The 19,738-nt window shown below is 45.5% G+C and carries 21 protein-coding genes and 3 pseudogenes; 10 read left to right on the forward strand and 14 right to left on the reverse strand.

The window, feature by feature from the left end; all coding sequences use genetic code 11:
• Window positions 1–223: 223 nt before the first annotated feature.
• Window positions 224–709, forward strand: coding sequence for an RrF2 family transcriptional regulator (locus GNP95_RS01695; RefSeq protein ID WP_155609186.1), 486 nt, complete (start codon window positions 224–226; stop codon window positions 707–709).
• A 44-nt stretch (window positions 710–753) separates the two neighbouring features.
• Window positions 754–1,671: an NAD(P)/FAD-dependent oxidoreductase gene (locus GNP95_RS01700; RefSeq protein WP_330163282.1), complete on the forward strand. Its 918-nt coding sequence runs from the start codon at window positions 754–756 to the stop codon at window positions 1,669–1,671.
• 79 nt (window positions 1,672–1,750) lie between these two features.
• On the opposite strand, the gene GNP95_RS01705 is transcribed toward GNP95_RS01700, so the two are convergent.
• Both GNP95_RS01705 and GNP95_RS01710 read right to left on the reverse strand, forming a co-directional pair.
• Window positions 1,751–3,085 carry a sensor histidine kinase gene (locus GNP95_RS01705; RefSeq protein ID WP_155609188.1) on the reverse strand — a complete coding sequence of 445 codons (1,335 nt, stop codon included), beginning with the start codon at window positions 3,083–3,085 and terminating at the stop codon, window positions 1,751–1,753.
• A gap of 1 nt (window position 3,086) precedes the next feature.
• Window positions 3,087–3,773 carry a response regulator transcription factor gene (locus GNP95_RS01710; protein ID WP_155609189.1) on the reverse strand — a complete coding sequence of 229 codons (687 nt, stop codon included), beginning with the start codon at window positions 3,771–3,773 and terminating at the stop codon, window positions 3,087–3,089.
• 241 nt (window positions 3,774–4,014) lie between these two features.
• On the opposite strand from GNP95_RS01710, the gene GNP95_RS01715 reads away from it, so the two are divergent.
• Both GNP95_RS01715 and GNP95_RS01720 read left to right on the forward strand, forming a co-directional pair.
• Window positions 4,015–5,067 carry a DJ-1/PfpI family protein gene (locus GNP95_RS01715; RefSeq protein ID WP_155609190.1) on the forward strand — a complete coding sequence of 351 codons (1,053 nt, stop codon included), beginning with the start codon at window positions 4,015–4,017 and terminating at the stop codon, window positions 5,065–5,067.
• A 24-nt stretch (window positions 5,068–5,091) separates the two neighbouring features.
• The gene (locus GNP95_RS01720; protein WP_155609191.1) at window positions 5,092–5,739 is read left to right on the forward strand and encodes a DUF2306 domain-containing protein; all 648 of its coding nucleotides are present in this window, start codon (window positions 5,092–5,094) and stop codon (window positions 5,737–5,739) included.
• Here GNP95_RS01720 and GNP95_RS01725 read toward each other — a convergent pair.
• Window positions 5,736–6,620, reverse strand: a complete 885-nt coding sequence (locus GNP95_RS01725; protein ID WP_155609192.1) for a DMT family transporter — start codon at window positions 6,618–6,620, stop codon at window positions 5,736–5,738. The genes GNP95_RS01720 and GNP95_RS01725 overlap by 4 nt on opposite strands.
• A gap of 357 nt (window positions 6,621–6,977) precedes the next feature.
• Here GNP95_RS01725 and GNP95_RS01730 point away from each other — a divergent pair, with 357 nt between their 5' ends.
• Window positions 6,978–7,634, forward strand: a complete 657-nt coding sequence (locus tag GNP95_RS01730; RefSeq protein ID WP_155609193.1) for a transcriptional regulator — start codon at window positions 6,978–6,980, stop codon at window positions 7,632–7,634.
• 501 nt (window positions 7,635–8,135) lie between these two features.
• On the opposite strand, the gene GNP95_RS01735 is transcribed toward GNP95_RS01730, so the two are convergent.
• From GNP95_RS01735 to GNP95_RS01750, 4 genes are all read right to left on the reverse strand, one after another.
• Entirely contained in the window at window positions 8,136–8,564 is a 429-nt protein-coding gene (locus tag GNP95_RS01735; protein WP_155609194.1) for an SRPBCC family protein, read from the reverse strand.
• Between the two features lie 15 nt (window positions 8,565–8,579).
• On the reverse strand, window positions 8,580–9,074 hold the full coding sequence (locus tag GNP95_RS01740) for a formylglycine-generating enzyme family protein (RefSeq protein WP_230873629.1): 495 nt from the start codon (window positions 9,072–9,074) through the stop codon (window positions 8,580–8,582).
• Window positions 9,075–9,076: 2 nt separating this feature from the next.
• The gene (locus GNP95_RS01745) at window positions 9,077–9,460 is read right to left on the reverse strand and encodes a DUF4180 domain-containing protein (RefSeq protein ID WP_155609195.1); all 384 of its coding nucleotides are present in this window, start codon (window positions 9,458–9,460) and stop codon (window positions 9,077–9,079) included.
• A 110-nt stretch (window positions 9,461–9,570) separates the two neighbouring features.
• Window positions 9,571–10,224: a DUF998 domain-containing protein gene (locus tag GNP95_RS01750; RefSeq protein WP_155609196.1), complete on the reverse strand. Its 654-nt coding sequence runs from the start codon at window positions 10,222–10,224 to the stop codon at window positions 9,571–9,573.
• 122 nt (window positions 10,225–10,346) lie between these two features.
• On the opposite strand from GNP95_RS01750, the pseudogene GNP95_RS01755 reads away from it, so the two are divergent.
• Window positions 10,347–10,721, forward strand: a pseudogene (locus GNP95_RS01755) (response regulator transcription factor); the annotation flags it as partial.
• Here the strand turns inward: GNP95_RS01755 and GNP95_RS25980 are convergent.
• Entirely contained in the window at window positions 10,690–11,307 is a 618-nt protein-coding gene (locus GNP95_RS25980) for a HAMP domain-containing protein (protein WP_330163221.1), read from the reverse strand. The pseudogene GNP95_RS01755 and the gene GNP95_RS25980 sit on opposite strands and share 32 nt — an antisense overlap.
• Window positions 11,304–11,543: pseudogene (locus GNP95_RS01765) on the reverse strand (winged helix-turn-helix domain-containing protein); the annotation flags it as partial. The gene GNP95_RS25980 and the pseudogene GNP95_RS01765, both read right to left, overlap by 4 nt.
• Before the next feature lie 43 nt (window positions 11,544–11,586).
• On the opposite strand from GNP95_RS01765, the gene GNP95_RS25985 reads away from it, so the two are divergent.
• Window positions 11,587–12,036, forward strand: a complete 450-nt coding sequence (locus GNP95_RS25985; protein WP_330163222.1) for a sensor histidine kinase — start codon at window positions 11,587–11,589, stop codon at window positions 12,034–12,036.
• A gap of 52 nt (window positions 12,037–12,088) precedes the next feature.
• On the opposite strand, the gene GNP95_RS01775 is transcribed toward GNP95_RS25985, so the two are convergent.
• The 3 genes from GNP95_RS01775 to GNP95_RS01785 all read right to left on the reverse strand — a co-directional run bounded on the left by GNP95_RS01775 (window position 12,089) and on the right by GNP95_RS01785 (window position 15,690).
• The gene (locus GNP95_RS01775) at window positions 12,089–12,745 is read right to left on the reverse strand and encodes a DUF4386 domain-containing protein (protein ID WP_155609197.1); all 657 of its coding nucleotides are present in this window, start codon (window positions 12,743–12,745) and stop codon (window positions 12,089–12,091) included.
• Window positions 12,746–12,853: 108 nt separating this feature from the next.
• Window positions 12,854–15,235 (reverse strand): LuxR C-terminal-related transcriptional regulator, encoded by a 2,382-nt coding sequence (locus GNP95_RS01780; protein WP_196427041.1) that lies wholly within the window; start codon window positions 15,233–15,235, stop codon window positions 12,854–12,856.
• A gap of 83 nt (window positions 15,236–15,318) precedes the next feature.
• The gene (locus GNP95_RS01785) at window positions 15,319–15,690 is read right to left on the reverse strand and encodes a winged helix-turn-helix transcriptional regulator (protein ID WP_155609198.1); all 372 of its coding nucleotides are present in this window, start codon (window positions 15,688–15,690) and stop codon (window positions 15,319–15,321) included.
• Between the two features lie 149 nt (window positions 15,691–15,839).
• On the opposite strand from GNP95_RS01785, the gene GNP95_RS01790 reads away from it, so the two are divergent.
• Together GNP95_RS01790 and GNP95_RS01795 are read left to right on the forward strand one after the other, a co-directional pair.
• The gene (locus tag GNP95_RS01790; RefSeq protein ID WP_330163223.1) at window positions 15,840–16,430 is read left to right on the forward strand and encodes an NAD(P)H oxidoreductase; all 591 of its coding nucleotides are present in this window, start codon (window positions 15,840–15,842) and stop codon (window positions 16,428–16,430) included.
• Window positions 16,431–16,553: 123 nt separating this feature from the next.
• Entirely contained in the window at window positions 16,554–17,033 is a 480-nt protein-coding gene (locus GNP95_RS01795; protein WP_155609199.1) for a DinB family protein, read from the forward strand.
• A 36-nt stretch (window positions 17,034–17,069) separates the two neighbouring features.
• On the opposite strand, the gene GNP95_RS01800 is transcribed toward GNP95_RS01795, so the two are convergent.
• Together GNP95_RS01800 and GNP95_RS01805 are read right to left on the reverse strand one after the other, a co-directional pair.
• Window positions 17,070–17,639, reverse strand: a complete 570-nt coding sequence (locus GNP95_RS01800; RefSeq protein WP_155609200.1) for an SF0329 family protein — start codon at window positions 17,637–17,639, stop codon at window positions 17,070–17,072.
• A 425-nt stretch (window positions 17,640–18,064) separates the two neighbouring features.
• Window positions 18,065–18,838 (reverse strand): DUF2935 domain-containing protein, encoded by a 774-nt coding sequence (locus tag GNP95_RS01805; protein WP_155609201.1) that lies wholly within the window; start codon window positions 18,836–18,838, stop codon window positions 18,065–18,067.
• A gap of 263 nt (window positions 18,839–19,101) precedes the next feature.
• Here GNP95_RS01805 and GNP95_RS25995 point away from each other — a divergent pair.
• Window positions 19,102–19,738, forward strand: a pseudogene (locus GNP95_RS25995) (transcriptional regulator).

The raw sequence follows: 19,738 nt of genomic DNA on the forward strand, positions 1-19,738 counted from the left end.
CCTCCTTAATAATAGAATGTTTCAGAATTTTCCCCTTAGATGATGAATCAAGGAAAAATTCGTACCATTTTGATATATTCAAATATTACTAATTAATTACATTTAATTCAATTTTTGAGTTTTTTATTCGACTATTTCGATAATTGCAAAATGAAGCAGAATCAATTATTATGGATATCATAGATCCACAATTGATAATTGTTAAGAAAGGAGGGGAATCAACATGCAGTTTTCCAAAAGCACCGATTACGCCCTGCATGCTCTAATTCATTTAGCTCACTCGGAACGTCAGAACCATGTGGGGATCAAGGAATTATCCGCCATGCTCGGTGTTTCAGAGAGCTATTTATCCAAAATCATGTCCAAGCTGCGGCAGGATGGCATTGTACGCGCCGTACCGGGAGTCAATGGCGGTTACGAGCTCGCAAGACCGGCGGGAGAAATTACGTTTCTTGATGTCATCCACGTGATCGAAGGCAGGCAGCAGCTGTTTGAATGCTCGAATTTGAATTCGCAGCAGCATCGGTTGTTAACGGAAGAGAGCACTGTCCGGCACGATCATGATGAGCAGAAACATAGCGAATGCTTGGTAAAAAGGGTGATGGATGGTGCGGAACAGCATCTCTATCAATACTTGCGGGAGCATACGATCCAGTCCGTGCTGAACGCGGCAAATAAGGACTGCAGCTATGCTAAAGACAAGAAGTGATGCACTTCTTGCATTCCAATTATGGATATTATAGATCTATGGAGGTGTCGAAATACATGCTCGATGTAGCGATTATCGGCGGAGGTCCGGCGGGTTTGAATGCTGCCCTCGTATTAGGAAGAGCAAGGAAAAATGTAGTATTGATCGATGAGGGTCGTCCTCGGAATGCAGTAACTCGCGAATCTCACGGGTTTCTTACCCGCGACGGGATACAACCGGGCGAATTCCGGAAAATTGCACGGGAAGAGATCAGCGCCTATCCTTCCGTATCTTTTATAAATGATACAGCGGTATCGATTGCGGGAACGGACGCTCAGTTTCAAATTACGACAGCGCAAGGAACCATCTTTGCAAGCAAAAAAATTCTGTTTGCTGTCGGCATGAAAGATCGGCCGCTGGACATCCCAGGACTAGCCGAAGTCTATGGGAAAAGCGCCTTCGTCTGCCCGTACTGCGATGGCTGGGAATTACGGGATCAGCCGCTTGTCATCATTAACAAAGGGGCTGAGCTCATGCACTTCGCGCCATTGATATCCGGATGGACGAGCCAATTTACCATCTGTACGAACGGCCCCGATGAACTGAGTGATGATCAGCGCGAGGAACTCCGGCGGCACCGGGTTCCCCTATTCGATTCGCCGATTCGATCCATCGACTCTATCGATGGGGCGGTTAGGCAGGTTGTTCTCGAAGACGGGACGGCCATTCCATGTGCGGGGATTTTTTTCAAACCGGAGCTCGTCACAGGTTCGGATCTGCCACGAGCCATAGGCTGCCATCTCACGGAAACAGGAATGATTGTCGTCGATGAGTTCGGAAAAACGAATATTCCGGGCATCTATAGCGTCGGAGATGCCGCATCTCGGCTTCATCAGGCCATTGCTGCCGCTTCTATGGGCGCATTTGCCGCTGCAGCCATGAACAATGAGCTGAATCTGGAAGCTTGGAAGCAGCACGGATGAAGATTTGACGACCCGGATTAACGTCTTGCCGCCCGCAAGGGCGTCCCCTATTGTAAACCGCTTAATAGGCTTTATCCTATTAAGCGGTCGCTGAAGGGATCCAGCCTGACAGAAGGGCTCCCTGATCGGGATGGTTGCCTGCGGTAAGCTCGCCTCCGTGCTGCCTAATAATTCTCTGCGAGATGGATAACCCTAATCCGGCTCCTCCTGTTGAACGATTTCTTGAAGCTTCTCCACGATATAGCGGTTCAAATACATGCCCCAATTCATCTGAAGGAAAACCTGGACCTGTATCCTGAATCGTAAAGATTACTTTATGCTCATCCTTCCCGCATTGGACGAGAATCTTACCATGGGATGGTGTATGCCTAACCGCATTATCCATAATATTGTTCATGGCTCTCTCCAATAAATGCGCATCGCCTATAACACGGCAATCAGCCCCAGAAAAGTTCATGATTACAGAGATATCCTTTTGCACGGTTAGCGGCCTTAGGTTATTAACCGCTTTTTCCAATATAAATTCAATATCAAGCGTGCTTCTGTTCAGCTCCGCTTCCAAATACTCAACCTTCGTAAATGTGAACAAGTCCTCTACCAGCCTGTCCAATTGTGCTGATTTTTCCTTGCAAGCCGCCAAGTACTTAGCCAATTTATCCGGGGAATCTGCAATGCCTTGTTCTATGCCGTCTAAATAACCCCGCAAAGCAAACAACGGTGTCCTTAAATCATGTGCGACGGCAGCAATTACGAATCGGCGTTCTTCTTCCATATCCAGTTGTTTCTGAAAAGATTGCTGCAGTCCCTCGACCATCACTTCGAAACCATTGCGTACTTCGGCAATTTCCGTAATTCTGAATGAGGGCAGCTGCTGAACATCCCAATCTCCGGAGGCCAGTTGCCGGGCAGCACTGCTCATTCTGTCGAGGGGTTTGAGAATCAGCCTCCGCATTGCGACAGCGACTATAATAACAGCCAGCAACAGCCCCGAAACAACCGCAATCATCGAAACCGCTTTTGAACTGGGCAGATAAATGACGGCTCGGCCAATCACTTGACCATCTCCGATCATGGAGAACTGTTCGGACGATTGCCATGCCCTTTCTCGTCCCGGCTTGGATCGGTAAATTTCCTGATCAGAGGCATTCAGAATGACCGCATCTAATTTCGCTTCCCGTAAAAGAGTTTGCAGCTCGTTTTGCCATATAGGATCCGTCCAGTTGTCCGCATTAGTTCCGATCAGATGGATTATCTCAGACACTCTTTTTTGAATCCTCTGTTTTTGAAGCTGATTGTCGCCCAAACTCAAAGTGTTTGTTTGCAAGAAATGTGCCGTTAAGAAAAAGATCCAGGGCAGTAAAAGTATAAATAACAAGCCAAGCATTGTGAATGTACGAATGTGAACAGTCCTCATATCATCCTCCCTCGAACCGGTAGCCCACGCCCCACACATTAATCAAGTATTTAGGGTGATTCGGATCAGCCTCGATCTTCTCCCGGAGCCGGCTAAGATGAACGCGAATGGTGTGCTTATCGCCCACTCCGTCCCAGAATTTCTGAAGCAATTGATCATACGAGAAAACATGCCGCGGATGCTCTACAAACAGTCTCAACAGCTCAAATTCCTTAGGGGTCAGCGAGATGCTCTGCCCCTCTACTGATACTTCCCGCGTGGATAGATTTACTGCAAGGCGTCCATAGTCCAGAATCGCTCTGCTGACCTCCTGCTGAGGGCCGGTACGCCGCAATACGGCTTTCACCCTGGCAACAATCTCCCCAACGGAGGCCGTTTTGACAATATAATCGTCGCCGCCCAGCGTCAATCCCCGGATCTTGTCCACATCATCACTGCGCGCGCTCAAGAACAGGATAGGAACGCTGCTTTCCGCACGTATTCGCCTGCATAATTCAAAACCATCCAGTCCCGGCATCATGATGTCAACAATCATGCAATCAATCGTACTCCGCCGGAATTCAGCAAGCGCTTGTACCGCATCGCAGGCGGTTTCTACTCGAAAGTTATCATGCTCCAAAAAATCCTTCAAAAGCTCGACAATGCTCTCATCGTCATCCACGACTAAAATCGTTTTCATTTCATTCATTCAATATTCCACCTTTAAGCTTGTGATCTAGCTATTGAAGATAAAAATAGAGATCGTTCCCATGGAATTCGAAATAAGTTTATCATTTTTTCTGTTCAAAAAACCAAACCTTACGTTTTGTGATGAATTGTTTATTGTTTTGTGACTTTTTCATAGCCGGGTCCGAGATATCTGTTTGGTATGATCCTGTTATGTTACGGCCGATACAAACTAAACTGATGCGGTAAAAGGAGAAATGTTCATGCTATCCGTTCAAATTGTATTATTTGATGGCTTCGACCTTTTAGATGCCATTGCGCCTTACGAGGTGTTTTGCGCTGCCGAAATGTTTGCAGGCGGAGCACTAAGCGTGGAGTTCGTCACGGCCGAAGGGCCAAGGCCCGTGCCTAGCGGCACGAACGGGTTAATTATTGAGGCAAGCGGCCGGCTGAAGCCGGATAGGGCGGGAATCCTTCTCGTCCCTGGCGCATCTGGAGATGTGGACGAAGATAGGCCCGATTCCGTGCCGGCTATTTTGGTCCGGGCAATGAATACGGCATTAACCGGACTGATCCGGGAGGCGTTTTTGCAGCAAGATGTCATAGTTGCTACCGTATGCGGCGGCTCCCTGCTGTTAGCCATGGGAGGCTTGCTGGAAGGCAGATCGGCTGTTACCCATCGTTTGGGCATGGATCTGCTCGGATCGACCGGCGCTATTCCCATCCAGGCACGCGTTGTCGATGACGGCAATCTGGTTACAGGCGGAGGCGTAACATCCGGTCTCGATGTTGCTCTGCATCTGGTAGAACGCGAGCTTGGACCGCGTATCGCCCATGCAGTAGAGGAGCTGTTTGAATTCGAACGGAGAGGAACCGTTTGGCGAAAGAAAGGCATTGCGCTAAGGACTGAAAAGGAATTAAGCAGCAACGATCCAGATGCTTCGGCCACGCTGACAACGCCGGGGACACCTACAGAGACAGCGGCATTGGAGAACCGGCAAAATACTACCCAGGCATCTGCTTTTGACGGAGATTGGGATACAACAATCGCAACGCCTGTCGGGAAAATGCAGGTCAGGCTTTCGATTTCAACACAGAATGGGATCATTCAGGGGACTGCCACACAGGGAGATGAAACGGTAGCGTTTATGAATCCCTTGCTTCAGGGCGACAAGCTTGCCTGGTCACTCCAAATCTCCAAACCGATGAGATTGAACCTGAGATTTGAAGTGGCTGCCGAAGGAAATCTAATGACCGGATTCGCCAAAGCTGGCGTACTGCCAGGGTCTAAATTAACGGGAATCCGGGTTTCCTGACCCGATGGGAGAGATATAAAGAATATGAAGAAACGTAATACGCTTTTTGCCGTTTTGACCGTGATAAGCATGATTGTCATCCTGTATGCCTTGGTGAAAAATTATATGATTGATCCGGAAGCGACGCAATTTTTGAGCCACAAAACCGGATTGCGCCGCGAGTTAAAACTTCGAACCTGGTTAAACGTAATGTACGTGCATGTTGCCTTTGCCTGTATCGCCACGGCTGGGGGGCTGCTCAATTTTTCGAAACGGATCCTGGCCAAAAACCGCAAATTCCACCGCATTAACGGCTACGTTTATGTCGTGTCGGTATTAATTGTCGTGCTGACTTCCGGCTATATGGCCCCCTACGCTACCGGCGGAAAAATCAGCAGCATGGGATTCAATGCGATGAATATGATATGGATGGCTTTCACCATCACCGCGCTTGTCCAAATCAAAAGGAAACGGATCGCCCAGCACCGGAGCTGGATGATGCGAAGCTACGCTTTTTGTTTTACGAATATGCTGATTCATCTTACGACCTCCCTTGTTCAACAGGGCTTCGGTTTCGATTACGCTGCCAGCTACTCCATTGGCGTCTATGCCTCTCTGGTGCTGCTGCTGATCCTTCCTAACTTTTTCATATATAGAAGCCAGCCAATCCCAACATCCATTAAAAAAGGCTAGCCAGAATGGCTAACCTTTTTCTTTCGTTGAAGAGTGGATAACACTACTCCCCCGACAATCAGGAGAGATCCTAATATCTCAACTTCCGTGATTGGCTTGTACAGCAGAACAAATCCCATCACCATAGCAACAAATGGCTCTAAATTAGACAAAATCGACGCTTTTGACGCATCCACATGCCGGATGTTTTGATTCCAAATCAGCGTGGCTATCCCATGCACAACCACGGCTGTCCCAATTAAAAAAGCCCAATCATGGATTTGGAGACTTATCCGAATGGGATGATCTAATGCAGATATGAAAGGCAGCCCAACGATAAAGCCGACGATATTTGAATAGAGAGTGATTGTCAGAGGATTGATTCTTTGAGAAAGTACTCTCGTCATTATAATCATTATGGCAAATGTCACCATGGTGACCACGATCCATAACAGCCCTTGATCCACATGTATTGTTGAAAAGTTCCCTTTCGTCACTACAAAAAAAATCCCTAATATTGCAATTATGGATCCCAGCAGCATGCGAACCGTTAGTTTCTCCTTTAAAAATACCGCTGCCAATACCCCTGCCAAAATAGGCGTCATTGCTAAAATTAATGCCGACGTTGTAGGGTCGGCGGTTTGCAGGCCTGCAAAAAAGGACCATTGATTAATAAACACGCCGATCACACCAAGAACAAACAGCAATATAAAATCTGCCTTATTGATACGCACAAAAGCTTTTTTAAAAGCAGCTAGTCCAACTAATAACATCACAATAAACAATAGTCTCAATTCGGTCAGCACCGTTGGCGAGAAATGTTGAATTAGCATCTTTCCAAACACAAAATTGCTCCCCCATACGATGACACAAAAAATGAGCCATGAATAAGCCTTGAACATAATACCATCCGCTCCTAATCTAAGATCAACTACTCTATTCTATAGACAAAAGCTTCTCGTGTATACGTTTGCCAGAATCATCCACATGGGGGTCCCATATTTATCCTACACACTTCCAAAAATTCGAATATATGAATGTTATTTGTCCGCTTCATCCACTTTATGATGTAGATAGCTATTTCCCATTATCACCTTCGTATAGATTTGACATAAGCGACTGACTTGAACAAATTACCATATTTTGTTATAGTGAATATTAATTAATCGGTGTAAAGCATATACCGCTTTGATGCTCATGTTCTCGAACATGGAGTGTTGGGGCGGTTTTTGTTTTATTGGGGATGGAAGTGAACTAAAATGAGCATGTTTGAAGATGTTTATGCGAAATGGCTGGATCAGCAAATGGCTGAGGAGATAAGTCCGCGAAGAAGAGAGCTGCTTCGAAAGGGACTAAGCTGGGGAACGGTCGATTTTTTGCGCAGGATTTGGTATCCCGCCATAGGCAACTTTGATTACTTATACCCTGAATATGAGATTAGGGACTATAATAACGGCTATCGTTATCTCGACCTCGCTTATTTACCGGGAAATGCCAAGGGCTGTATTGAAATTCAAGATTATCGGAGCCACACCAGGGACATTGAAGTCAATCGATTTAAGGATTTGTGCATGAAGCAGTCTTTACTGGCTCTTGATGATTGGCTGTTCCTCCCGATCGCCTACTTATCTATCCGCGACGATCCGGGCGTCTGCAAGCAGCTTACCCTTTCCTTTATAGGAAAGTTTCTCTCAAGTTCGGTACCTTCCGGGCTCCATTGGGCGGAGGCAGAAACCTTACGGTTTGCTCGTAGACTGCTGCGCCCTTTTACACCCGGTGAAATTTCTGCTCATCTACAGCTTTCGGAGCAACATTCGCGCAAAATCCTCCGTCAACTCGCTAGCAAACAATTGCTGTTGATCGCAAGCGGCAAACTACGGTACCGAACCTACCGGCTCCCCGAGACCGAGGTTTAGAGCGAGGCTTTGACCGAGACGGGACCTGGAGCGAGAAGGAACGATAACGTGACCAAGACTACGACTTAGGAGCGAAAATGTGACCGAGAACGTGATCAAAATTTTTCAAAATTTTTTTTAACGAATCTCACAATCGCTATTTGTACAAAAACAACCTCGGGCAAAATGTAACGAAGCTGGGTAACGTTATTTCCTTCTTTTCTGCTCCAGACAGAACATAAACGGCAAATAGAGTGTCTGAGATTCGTTAGATTTAAAATCATAGCTAATATGTACAAATAACGTGGATGAGATTCGTTAGACTCGGGCTAACAGACGGATGTCTCCTAAGGCGTGGGTGGTGTACTCGCCCGCCTTCGTTCCCTATGCAAAGTCTGAACCCAGGGGTTCGACCGGCCCCATTTTTACAACAGAACAAAAAAAGGTTAGCCAATAGGGCTAACCTTTTTTTCGTATGTTACCTAAGGGATCAATCCCCTGACCTCATCTCTTTTATCATGATTAATGACTTGTCTTTTCCTTTATCGCGGCTAGCACCTCTTCCCAATAAATCTTCATTTGTTCGCGTGTATTTGCATGATCCAAGTTCTCTTGATGAAAGCTAATCGTTGTTCTGTCTGGTTTATCGGATATCAGCCGGATTTGCAGTGTGGATGGTTTGTCCCACCCCGTCTTTCCCCACTTTAAGCGGATCTGTTTCAAAGGTTTAACCACCCTGAATTGCCCTGTAATTCCCTCATCGGATTTAAAGGTCTCCCCTTCTTTCAATGAAAGGGTCGGAGTAGTTCCAAGCCATAGCTTCAATCCTTCAGAGGAGGTAAGAAACGCCCATGACTGTTCCGGTGAAATCGGCAGCGTCCTCCGAACCCCAACTTGAAAGCCGGCAGATGCGGTTTGACCAACTATTTTGACGTTTTCGCTTTTCTTCATCTCTAACCTCTCCAGTTACAGTGTTTTGGCAAGACGGAAACCAAGATCATCGATACGAAAAGAGGGATGACTCCGACGGCAAGTTGCTCCACATCCCGGTGCTTCTTCAGCCCAACTGCCACCGCGAAATACCCGGTAAGATCCGTATACCTCGATATCATACAGATCCCAGCACCATTCCCAGACATTGCCCAACATATCATAGAGTTTCCAATCGTTCGGCAATTTTTGTGCGACTCCGTGCAATCGTCCATCCGAATTGTCACGATACCAGGCAATCCCATCAAACCATGAGACATTGACCTTAGGTATTTCAGGCAATGCCTTCGGTTCCAATGTCCCTTGCATGATCGCAGCATATAGCGATTGTGTTACTGGCACGGGCGCGAGCAAAAATGACTCTACCGATGCCGTCCAAGTCTCCTTTATTCGATCATCCCTTAAAGCAACAACGCCCGCAGGAATAGTGTTCATGCGATAATCTGCAAACATATCACCATAGCCTGACATCTTCACCTGAAATGACCCGGTTTTATATTGCTTAGCTTTTCGATCGCTTGCTGCTCCGTAGAAACGAAGAAAATATCGTTTCCATTGTTGCATTCATATATAAAATCCTTCAGACTCTGACTCGAATACATCGAAAAGTCTCCTACAATCGCCATCTGCACTTGATAATTAATGAATTTTTGCAAAATTTCGCCCGCAAGACGCGTTTTAAGGTCAAAAAAACTCTCGCTGATTAGCGACTTTTCGATAACAATACGATCACAGTCCGTTTCATATCTTACGGTTGCCATAAAATCCAATGCGGATTGTACATCGTTGATAACTGGCGCGACGCCGTTTACTACGGCGATAGTTGTTCCACCCGCCTCGATTTTTACAATATTCATAGAATCCTCCTCCAGAAGTCTATAGGTAGTGCTATCAGGATCAGCATTTTCATCTGACCAGACTTGTTGGGCATAAATTCCATATTTGCTGATACACTACTAGACGCCAATCATTTTGTCAATCTGGACTTCATCGTTCCGAGCGCAACAGCCCGACTGAAGCGATGCCGATCCAGCAGAGGCTCATGAAGAAAAACAATCTTTCCGTCAGTCCAAAATAGAGCGGCGACCCGTGGGAGACAAAAATGGACACAATGGAGATCATGATTAGGATAAAGGAAATAGCCGTCAGGGCCGTAACCGGGACAATCCATTTTTGAACCGGCTTCCAGCGCCCGTCTTTTATGAAGGCATGGGCAATAAACAGGGCGGCCAACGTGATAGCCGATAAAAGCAAGGATGGCTGCTGCAAAATGGATCATACCCCTCGTCGATGGTGGCTGATTCCAGCTTCCTTTGGGATCCGTCGGAAAAATAGCCGCAATCAATAAACCCGTGCCCCATATACCCGCACATAGTATGCCAACTCTCGCATATGCTCCTTGCTGTATACGCCAAAAACCCGCAGCCAGCGCCAACGATCCGAGTCCAAGACCGAGAAGACCCGCCCAGAGCAGCCACCCCAGTTGTCCGTATACATAATAACTCATGGCATCATAACGAATTGAAATTTCTGGTTGCCATCCGTGCAGCAGTAAAATGGAAATCGCAAAAATGAAGATACCCGAAAAACCTGCATAGCCGAGCAAATGTGTTTTTCTCATATTGTCTGACCTCCGTCATACATTTTTTGTTCTTCATCATTGTATAGAAACAATGTGTAGAACTTGTGGAGGACTTCCGTATATGCTGTGGATTTGTCCGATACGCAAATCAGGATGGTATAATGAAGCCAATAAACATACGAAAGGACACATTGTATGGAAACACATTGCTGATCGTGGAAGACGAACATCAATTGCTGGCATCAATGACGCAGTATTTGGAACAGGAAGGCTATCATGTCCTTACCGCAATGGACGGACTTGAAGCAATTCGCCTCGCTCAGACGGCGAAACCGGCCATTGTCTTGCTCGACTGGATGCTGCCAGGCAAAAGCGGTATCGACGTATGCCGTGAATTGAGACAGAACTCCTCCTGCGGGATCATCATGGTTACAGCCAAAACGGAAGAAACCGATAAAATCATCGGACTGGAGCTCGGAGCCGACGATTATATCACGAAACCGTTCAGCTTACGCGAGCTGTTGCCGAAGTTAAAAATTGCAGCTCATCCACCAAGTGAATGACACGAAGCACCTCATCGTGAAGCGGAAGCAGTGTCTCTGGTTTAACATCCACGGCAGATTGCTGCACCAACTCCAATTTGGTCAGTACGATCGATAGCGGAGTCCGAAGCTCATGCGCTACATCCTCAACCAATCGTTTACGCCTGTTTTCAGAGTCGCGCAGCTGATGTGTCATTTTGTTAAAAGCCCTGCTTACCTGTCCGTATTCATCCGGCCCTTGAACGGGGATTGCCGTATCCAGTTGCCGATCGGCTACTTTATCCATTTCGGTAATCAATCTTCTCAAAGGGCGGGTCATTATGCCCGACAACCAATAGCCAATCAGCAGCGCAATTCCGGCTGTGAACAAGGTGACTGTGACTGCTTTCATTCCCATTCGACTCATGATATAGTCCCGAATTCCCTCTAATTGATCCGGTTCAATATCACTCGGCACATTTTCTGTAAAGTATTGTGCGAACAGACTGCCCAGATATCCTTGCGTCGTCCCGACGTAAGCGGCGCCTACCAGCAACACCAACAAGGCCATCCCGTCGAATATTTTGGAACGAAGCGTCATGACGGATCACCAAACCGATAGCCGAACCCGTAGACGGTCTGGATGTATCTTGGATTGCTCGAGTCCGGTTCCAGTTTCTTTCTAAGCTTGCTGATGTGCGAATCCAGCGTCCTTTCGTAGTTCATCAGCTCTTCACCCATCGCTGCTCTCATCAGTTGCAATCTGCTGTAGACAACGCCTGGCCGGGTTGCTAACGTCAGTAGAAGTTGAAATTCCGTTGGTGTAAGTGTGACGGATTCCCCGTCACGGGGGGCTGGCGAGCTGCATTTACAGCGGAAAGTGACCGATCTGTCTGGACTGCTGGCTGACTTGGCGGAACTTGTCCGTCCTGAAGCCGAAGCTCGAGGCATTCGGTTAATCAATCCAAACCGCCCCGTCCCCATCGAAGCGGATATCGACGCTAAGCGGGTCAAACAAGTGATCCTGAACCTGTTGGCCAACGCGCTGCGGCATACTCCTTCGGGAGGTGATATTTCGATTCGTGTTTCTCTAGCGGAAGATCCGGCATTTGTTGTCGTGACCGTGCAGGATACGGGACGGGGGATTCCGGCAGACACGATGCCGTATTTGTTCGATCGCTTTTACAAGGTCGATAAGTCAGAGCGCAGCGGAGGATCAGGTCTTGGGCTGGCGATCGCACGGCAAATCGTTGTCGCGCACGGCGGAAGGATTGAGGTACGGAACCATATGCATGGAGGGGCAGAATTTGATGTTCATTTGCCTAGATGAATCAAGTTCACGATGGCCATTCGGACGAGGACATGATGAGATATAACTACCATCACTCCGTTCTATAAAACCCTTTAATGATCAGCCATACAGGAAAAATAATTTCAAATATCCCCCCAGGAATAAACAGAACGAACCCCGGCTCGAATCCTATTATCGTTAAGCAACTGCTCGCCATGAGCGCAATATAACCGGCAATCCCCAGCAAGGAAAGCGATTTTGGAATCAGCTTCTTGCGATACAACAAGCAGCAGAACATCACACTGCCAATACCGAGCATGAGCATCGCCAGTTCAAAGGTCATCTCTTGTCCTTTAATGATCAGATTTCCTAACTCGGTGTGAGAGGCATGGCTAATGCCGCCTCCGGCGATATAGGCTTCGCTTAATGTGATTAGAACAAGCGGGCTAATCGTGCCCAAGACAAGCAGTACGGATTCGATGATCCTCGAGCTGAAGTATCCAAGAGCGGTAAATTCACTGTGATGCTTCAAAAGCGGGAATAACAGCACGGAAATACCAACTACCGCAGCAGAATTGGCGAGCTCTAGAAATAGGCCAGTTACTACTTGCATGCGATTCGGAAAAATATGCGCAAGATAATTCGTTTGAGCTAGATTAGATTCGATAAGCGCACTGCCGATCATGAAGACTGCTGTTGCCAGCAGAAATAATGTACCGATTATTTTTTCATTAGTTCTAGTTATCATGATGCTAATCTCCTTCTCTACTATGGATTTGCTCTAAGCATATCCGGAGTGGAGATGGATGAATAGACACTTAAGTGTTGAGTTGATCATGAGTTGATCATGAGTTGATCATGATTCAATCCAGCCCAGCTTGCGTGCGATAGCAACCGCCTCTGTACGTCTTCCTACCTGAAGCTTAGCAAATATACGTCGGTTATGCCCTTTCACTGTATCCACAGCTAGAAAAAGCTTTTTCCCAATCTCTTGATTCGAGTACCCATGAGCGATTAATTGTAAAACCTCCAACTCACGCTGTGTCAGAGGCTCTACATGCGCAGTTGATACTACCTGAAACTGCTTCCCCATCGCTTGCACTTCTTCAATTTCAGGCAATCGATTCAAGAGTCGAAGGTCACGAGCATACTTCTTTGCATCAGCAAGCATTGCAGACGCCTCTTTCCAATGATGCTGAGATAGCTTAATGCGGGCAATCATGATATTACATGACAAAATGGTATCTTTGCTATCAACTAGCTTCGCTAATTGTACACTCTTCTGCACATGCTGCATTGAATTCTCAAGATCATTCCACATATAGTATATACGAGCCAAGCCCAAATACGCTTCACATATAGCAGGCAAAGGTAAATCACCGTTTGACAACACCGCTCTCCGATAAAACTCCTCTGCTTCGTATAACCGATTTTCTTTTTCCTTAAGGCTGCCTAGCCCAACATTCGCCATGACTTCAATGATATTCCCGCCCATCTTCCGACTAAGCGTCAAAACCTCGATGTAAGCCCTGTGTGCCTTTGAACGTTTGTCGCGGAGCTGATACGCCACTCCCAGCATCCATAGAGCAGTAATGCGTACAGGGAGAAGCTCAGGATCAAGGTACTTAAGTGCAAGGCTGCACTGCGCAATCACGATGTCTGCTTGATGTGTGTCCAGTTCACTCCGCGCATGCGCTGGAGCAATCTGGCCAACTAGTTCATTCGTTTTATCCATTGTATTCGTCGTTTGCAGTGCGTCTTCTATGGCTTGCAGCCTCAATTCAGCGGATTCTGATGGACCTGAAACTGTAAATGCAGCTACTGCAGCACGTGTAGTCGCGATCATACCGAGCAGGTTATTCGGTGTGGCTTCCCATGCGGTCTCCGGTAGAGCAGCCTCTGCAGCCAGCAGCTTGGATTCAACATCCGTTGGTCTGCCAGACATCAACAATGCCGAAGCATACATCACCCATAACGAGGGTCGTTCATCCAATTCGGCTCTCGGCAGGGACTCCAACCAGTTCAACACAGGAGCAACTTCGCCTTGAAGATGCAGAGGGATGTCGTTGCCTTCGACCTGCCGGGAGGCGATCTCAATATCATTAGCAGCAACGGCATGACGAAAAGCCTCTAAACTTAAGCCCTGTTTCTCATACCACACGCTTGCACGATGATGTAATACAGTCATGTCCTCTATCTCGCCAGTATGGATGATCCGTTGCTGTAATTGATGTCGCAGAAATTCTGCAAATAAATGGTGATAGCGATACCAGCGTTGTTCATGGTCCAAGGAGACGATAAATAGATTGGCGCGCTCGAGAGTTTGAAGAACTTGATCTCCAGGAATGGAGGGATCGTCAAATAGGACGGCATTGCAAAGCGAGCCGCATAGTCGATCAAGGATCGAAGTATAGCATAAGAATTTCTGAACAGATTCTGGAAGTTTAAGTAAAACTTCATGAACTAAATAATCAAACAATACGCGTTGATTGCCTGAGAATATTGAGGGGAATAGTGCATCAGCTTGTTGTCCTTGCATAGATAAGGCAGCTATCTGCAGACCGGCAATCCATCCTTCTGTACGTTCCGCAAGCATGGACGCTACCTCCAGTGACAGCCCTAAATTCATCGTTTGGTTCAAAAATAATGCTGACTCCTCATCGCTGAATCGCAAGTCCTTGACGCCCACTTCGGTGATTTCATCCCTTACCCGTAATTCGGTTAAATACAATTCCGGCTCTTGCCGCGTCAGAATAACCATATGTAAATTCGGAGGCATATGCTCGAGCAGCATGGAAACTGCGTCATGCACAGACTTGGAGTGGATCACATGATAATCGTCGAATACAAATATAATGGGTTCAGCTAGCCTCGTAAGATCATTGATCAGAACAGTTATTATGGAAGAGATTGAAGGTGACTGTGGAGATTGGAGCAGGTCAGAAACATTCAATTCCTGATGCGCTGCAATTGTTCGCAATGCTGCGATAAAATAAGCTAGGAAGCGACTTATGTCATTATCCCCTTCATCCAGCGACAGCCATGCCACGGGACGATCACTACTGGAGAGCCATTCACTTACTAGTGTAGTTTTCCCATAACCGGCAGAACCTAAGATCAAGGATAATTTCCGATGCATACCTTGGTCGAGCCGCTCCTTCAACCGCTGACGTACTACTGCGCCAGGTCGAGGTTTCGGGATATAGAGCTTCGTTGTAATTAGGGGTGGTACCATCATGCTCACCTATTCCTGGGAGATAACTAGAATACTTCAACGTCTGAGGCGATTATATCATAATAGAAGAATCTGAATGACCGTTGTCAGTTACACTCCCCCAACTGAATTTTAGCGTGCGGATTGTTGCTTTTACTAACATTAATATATTGCACTCCCCATTCGCCCAATTGGTCTAATATCGGCTTCAGCGACTTCCCTAATTCACTGATTTCGTAAAAAACTTTCGGCGGCACCTCATTATAAATTGTTCGGTTAATGATTCCGGCTTCCTCCAATTCCCGAAGCTGCTGCGTCAGCATTTTTTGGGATAGATTAGGAATCACTTTTCTGAACTGGCTCGATCTCATAGGCCCGCAATTTAGATAGCACAGGATCAATAGCTTCCATTTTCCCCCTATTACATCCAAAGTCGCTTCTGCAGGGATATTATAGAACTGAATCGGCTGATTTCCCATATATTCACCTTCTTAATCGTGTTTTAGTTACTTTCCCGTATCTAAGGCACTTTTCGGTTCTATAAGAACAAAAAAGTGCGTTCTTCCTAAATTTAACAATAGCATGCATAATGCAATTGTAACATATCGAAAAAGGAAGGTGACAAAATGTGAACGTTTTAACTGTTGTATCACACCCGAGGTTGCAATCTCTTACGTTTGCTGTTGCAGACAGATTTACTCAAGGCCTTATTGATGCAGGTCATCAGACAGAGCTTCTGGACTTGCACCGCATTGGATTTAATCCTGTGCTATGGGAAACAGATGAACCTGATTGGTCATCGGATCAAAAGAGCTATTCACTTGAAGTAGAGGCAGAAATGGAACGCATGCGAAAACATGATGCTCTTGCCTATATCTTTCCCGTATGGTGGTACAATTTGCCCGCTATGCTCAAAGGGTATATTGATCGGGTATGGAATAATGGTTTTGCGTATGGCTCCAATAAGCTGCACCATCGACAGGTGTTGTGGATTGGTCTCGCAGCCGATTCGAAAGAAAGCATGGCAAGGAGACAATATGATACAATGATGAACCATCAATTGAACGTCGCCATAGCTGGTTACTGCGGGATTAAAAACAGCAGGGTTGAAATTTTGTACAACACCTTGGATACAAACACGGAAGTACACAAACAGTTGCTCATGCAAGCATACGAGCTCGGATTCAATTATGATCATGCACAGGTAAAGGGGAAATAACGGTAGCTCAGGCCAGCATCCCATAACATCTATTATCGTAAAATATTGTTGCTTTCTGGGATGTTATGGAATAAGATGAGAACATAAGTTCCTACCACGCTTTATAACCTGGAGGTTCCTGATATGATTAGTTTAGGCAAAGAAACGATTCATCGGTATAAAGATTTTATAGAATGGACGGATACATTACATGAATTGGACGATAACATTTGGTTAGCTCCAATCGCTGAAGGGAAGGCAACAGTCGCGGAAATTGTTTCGCACCTTATGAATTGGGATAATTACCTCATTAATACGATTATCCCTGCGATTAAAAATGGTGAAGGAATGATCTTTCCAAATTTCGATTCGTTCAATCAACAAGCTTATGAATATGCCCGTTCAGGCATTCCCAAAAATAGGTTACTTGGCGAATTCAAGCAAACCCGTCTTCAATTGATTGAGATCATGCTAACTGAGCCGGATGTCGCCTCTAAAAATGTGACCGCAAACGGCGTAGAAAATTGTCCACATACAGGCACTCCCTACTCATTGCTTTATATCATCCACGAATTTATAGAACATGACATTCATCATAAGAACCAGATTCTATCCGTAATCTAACCGTCCCCTTGTGGGGCGGTTTTCCTCATCTTCCCATTAGAACGTACTGAGCCTTAAATTATAAAAATATTGCACAACCGGATGCTTCAGCTTGATTTTTTCGGACATGTTTATAATTCGCTTTTTCCCGACTCGCCTGTCCACCAATGCCAAGATATTTAATAATATATCCTTGCTTTCGATGCTCTCCTCAATAGACGTGGACAAAAATTGATTAGCTACAGCTATAAAATTAGACTTACTAAGTGAGGATTGTGCTGCCATAAGCTCTTTTGCCAATTCGGATATTTTTCTGCCTCGCGCAATGACGACTAAACGATCTTCCGGAATCTTGCCATGACTATCATTTCTGACAGCTTCTATTTGTTCATGGCTGATCGGAATATCGATACTCGCATCATTTTTAATGTCCTGCTCCGATTGATACCATTTGATTAAGGTAGTCGCATCGTTCATATTCAGTATATTTTTCTTATTAACCGCGATATAACAAATCCCTGCTTTATCGGGCAAATAACGATAACCAGTTGCACGGTATTCCACTTTCCCCTGTAACGAAGGACTGAGAAAACTCTCTAATTGCTGCTTTAATTTGCTCCAGGACATGATATTCTCCTATGTTTGATTTTTATGCTAGATCAAGAATAGTCGAAAATTATACTTACTTGCTTTGAGCAAGTCTACAAAGTTAGATGAAACCGCCCAGTATGATCAGGGCGACATAGATTATGATCGCAATCGAAGCATCTGTGAAACCTCTTGTATAGAATAAATTTTTCCCATGAATACAGAATAGCATTGGAGTTGACTCCAATGTCAAGTCGCTTTTGACTTTTTTCTCAATCTATGTGCCCCAACGTGGGGACGATGTCCGATTCTTTAATTGTTGCACTCTCCCAAGATAGATAGTTTCACTGTTCCAAAAACCCAAGTTCAGTCAATCGTCCATTTATATTGAACCAGAAATAAAAAAGTCCACGACGATAACGTGAACTTTATATTGCGTCTCATATTTTTCAAGTGGATCAGCCTTAACGCACAACAGCGTCTTCTAAATTTCTCCATAGATGATGCGCTTCCCTAGCGATATGTTCCAACAAGTCGGGCGGGGAAGTCGTCGCAGCCGCACATTCTTTAATTAAAGCATCCAATTCCAATTTAAATGCTTCTAGTTCCTTAGCTTCTTTAATGATGGTTTGGTTGAAGGCATTTAATATGGGTGAATTTTCGTGGCGAGGGCGGCGAAACATGGTTTGATGAGCAGTTGCTTGCATGAGTAAACGTTCAAATTTTTGCATCATATTCGTCACTTTGAAATTCAGGTCGTAATTAGATATATCTAAATAATGTCTTATATAGCCAAGATGATCCGCCATTTGCCTCAACCAAAAGACATTTTCATGAATGGTTGCGTCAGCGGGTGATACTTGGGCGCCGCTCTCGATTAATTGAAATACTCTTTGCGACTCCTCCGCCTCGCGCACCATATGATCAAGCAAAGATACAGGAGTTGAAATGATTACACTACAATTCAAAGACCGATCCATTGTGTGAGTTAATAAACTATGGAATTCGTGGGTAACATGCTGTGCCTCATGCAATAAACTGCCGATTTCGGTATTTTTTAATTCGGCTTTCTTCCAAACTTCCCCTAAGCGCTGAATCATATGCTGGTTTGCGCGGGCCAATTCTAACTCATAATGACTAATTTCACGATCCAAAAATCGGCCATGGTCATAATCGTTGCGCAACCAAAAGGCAAGGATCCCGTAAACATCTCTCTCGTAATTATCTGTATAGGGCATAGTACACCTCATTCTTAAAGTTATATCCACCTGTTATTTATTACTTGATGATCAATATATGTGGATGCACTTGTCTGGGTTCTTGCCTAGACGTAACGCCTTATTCCATTCACCTTGAAATAGAAGATACTTCAATGCTATACTCGAACCAACGGACATGAAGCACTTGCCGCTTTGATACTTAGATGTATCGAAGCGGCTTTTTCATTTTTTAGGTTACAAGGAGGGGATTGTACATATTTAAGAATAAATATGAGTTGTGGATGCACAAGCAAATCGAGCAGGAAAAGAATCATCGAAGACGCGAATTGTTGCAAAAAGGGTTGAGCCACGGGACCGTGGAAATGTTACGTTCCATCTGGTATCCAGTCGTCGGTAACTTCGATTATTTATATCCCGAATGGGAGGTCCGTGATTTTAATAACGGGTACAGGTATCTTGACTTGGCTTTTTTACCGGAAATATGAAGGGAGATATTGAAATTCATGATTACCGGTCGCATGCCCGAGATTTGGACACACGCAGGTTTAAGGATCTGTGCCGCAGACAAAGTTTATTGTCTCTTGATGATTGGGTATTTTTGCCATAGCGTACTTGTCGATTCGTGAAGAACCGGAATTTTGCAAGCAACTGATCTTATCGTTCATGGGAAAGTTTCTGTCGTTCGATGTGGATGCCCGATTGAATTGGATGGAAGCAGAAGCGGTTCGATATGCACGCAGACTACTCAAGCCTTTTACGCCGAATGAACTTGCTGCACATCTTCGAGTTACAGATAGATACGCTCGAAGCGTATTACGTAGTCTGGTAGATGCAAATCATTTAGTAGTTGTGGGCGGAAATATAAGATATCGGACATATCAGTTGAATGTTGGTGAGAGTCTGCGGAACTTGGATTGA

The sequence above is a fragment of the Paenibacillus woosongensis genome (assembly GCF_009725165.1).
GTDB classification, from domain to species: domain Bacteria; phylum Bacillota; class Bacilli; order Paenibacillales; family Paenibacillaceae; genus Fontibacillus; species Fontibacillus woosongensis.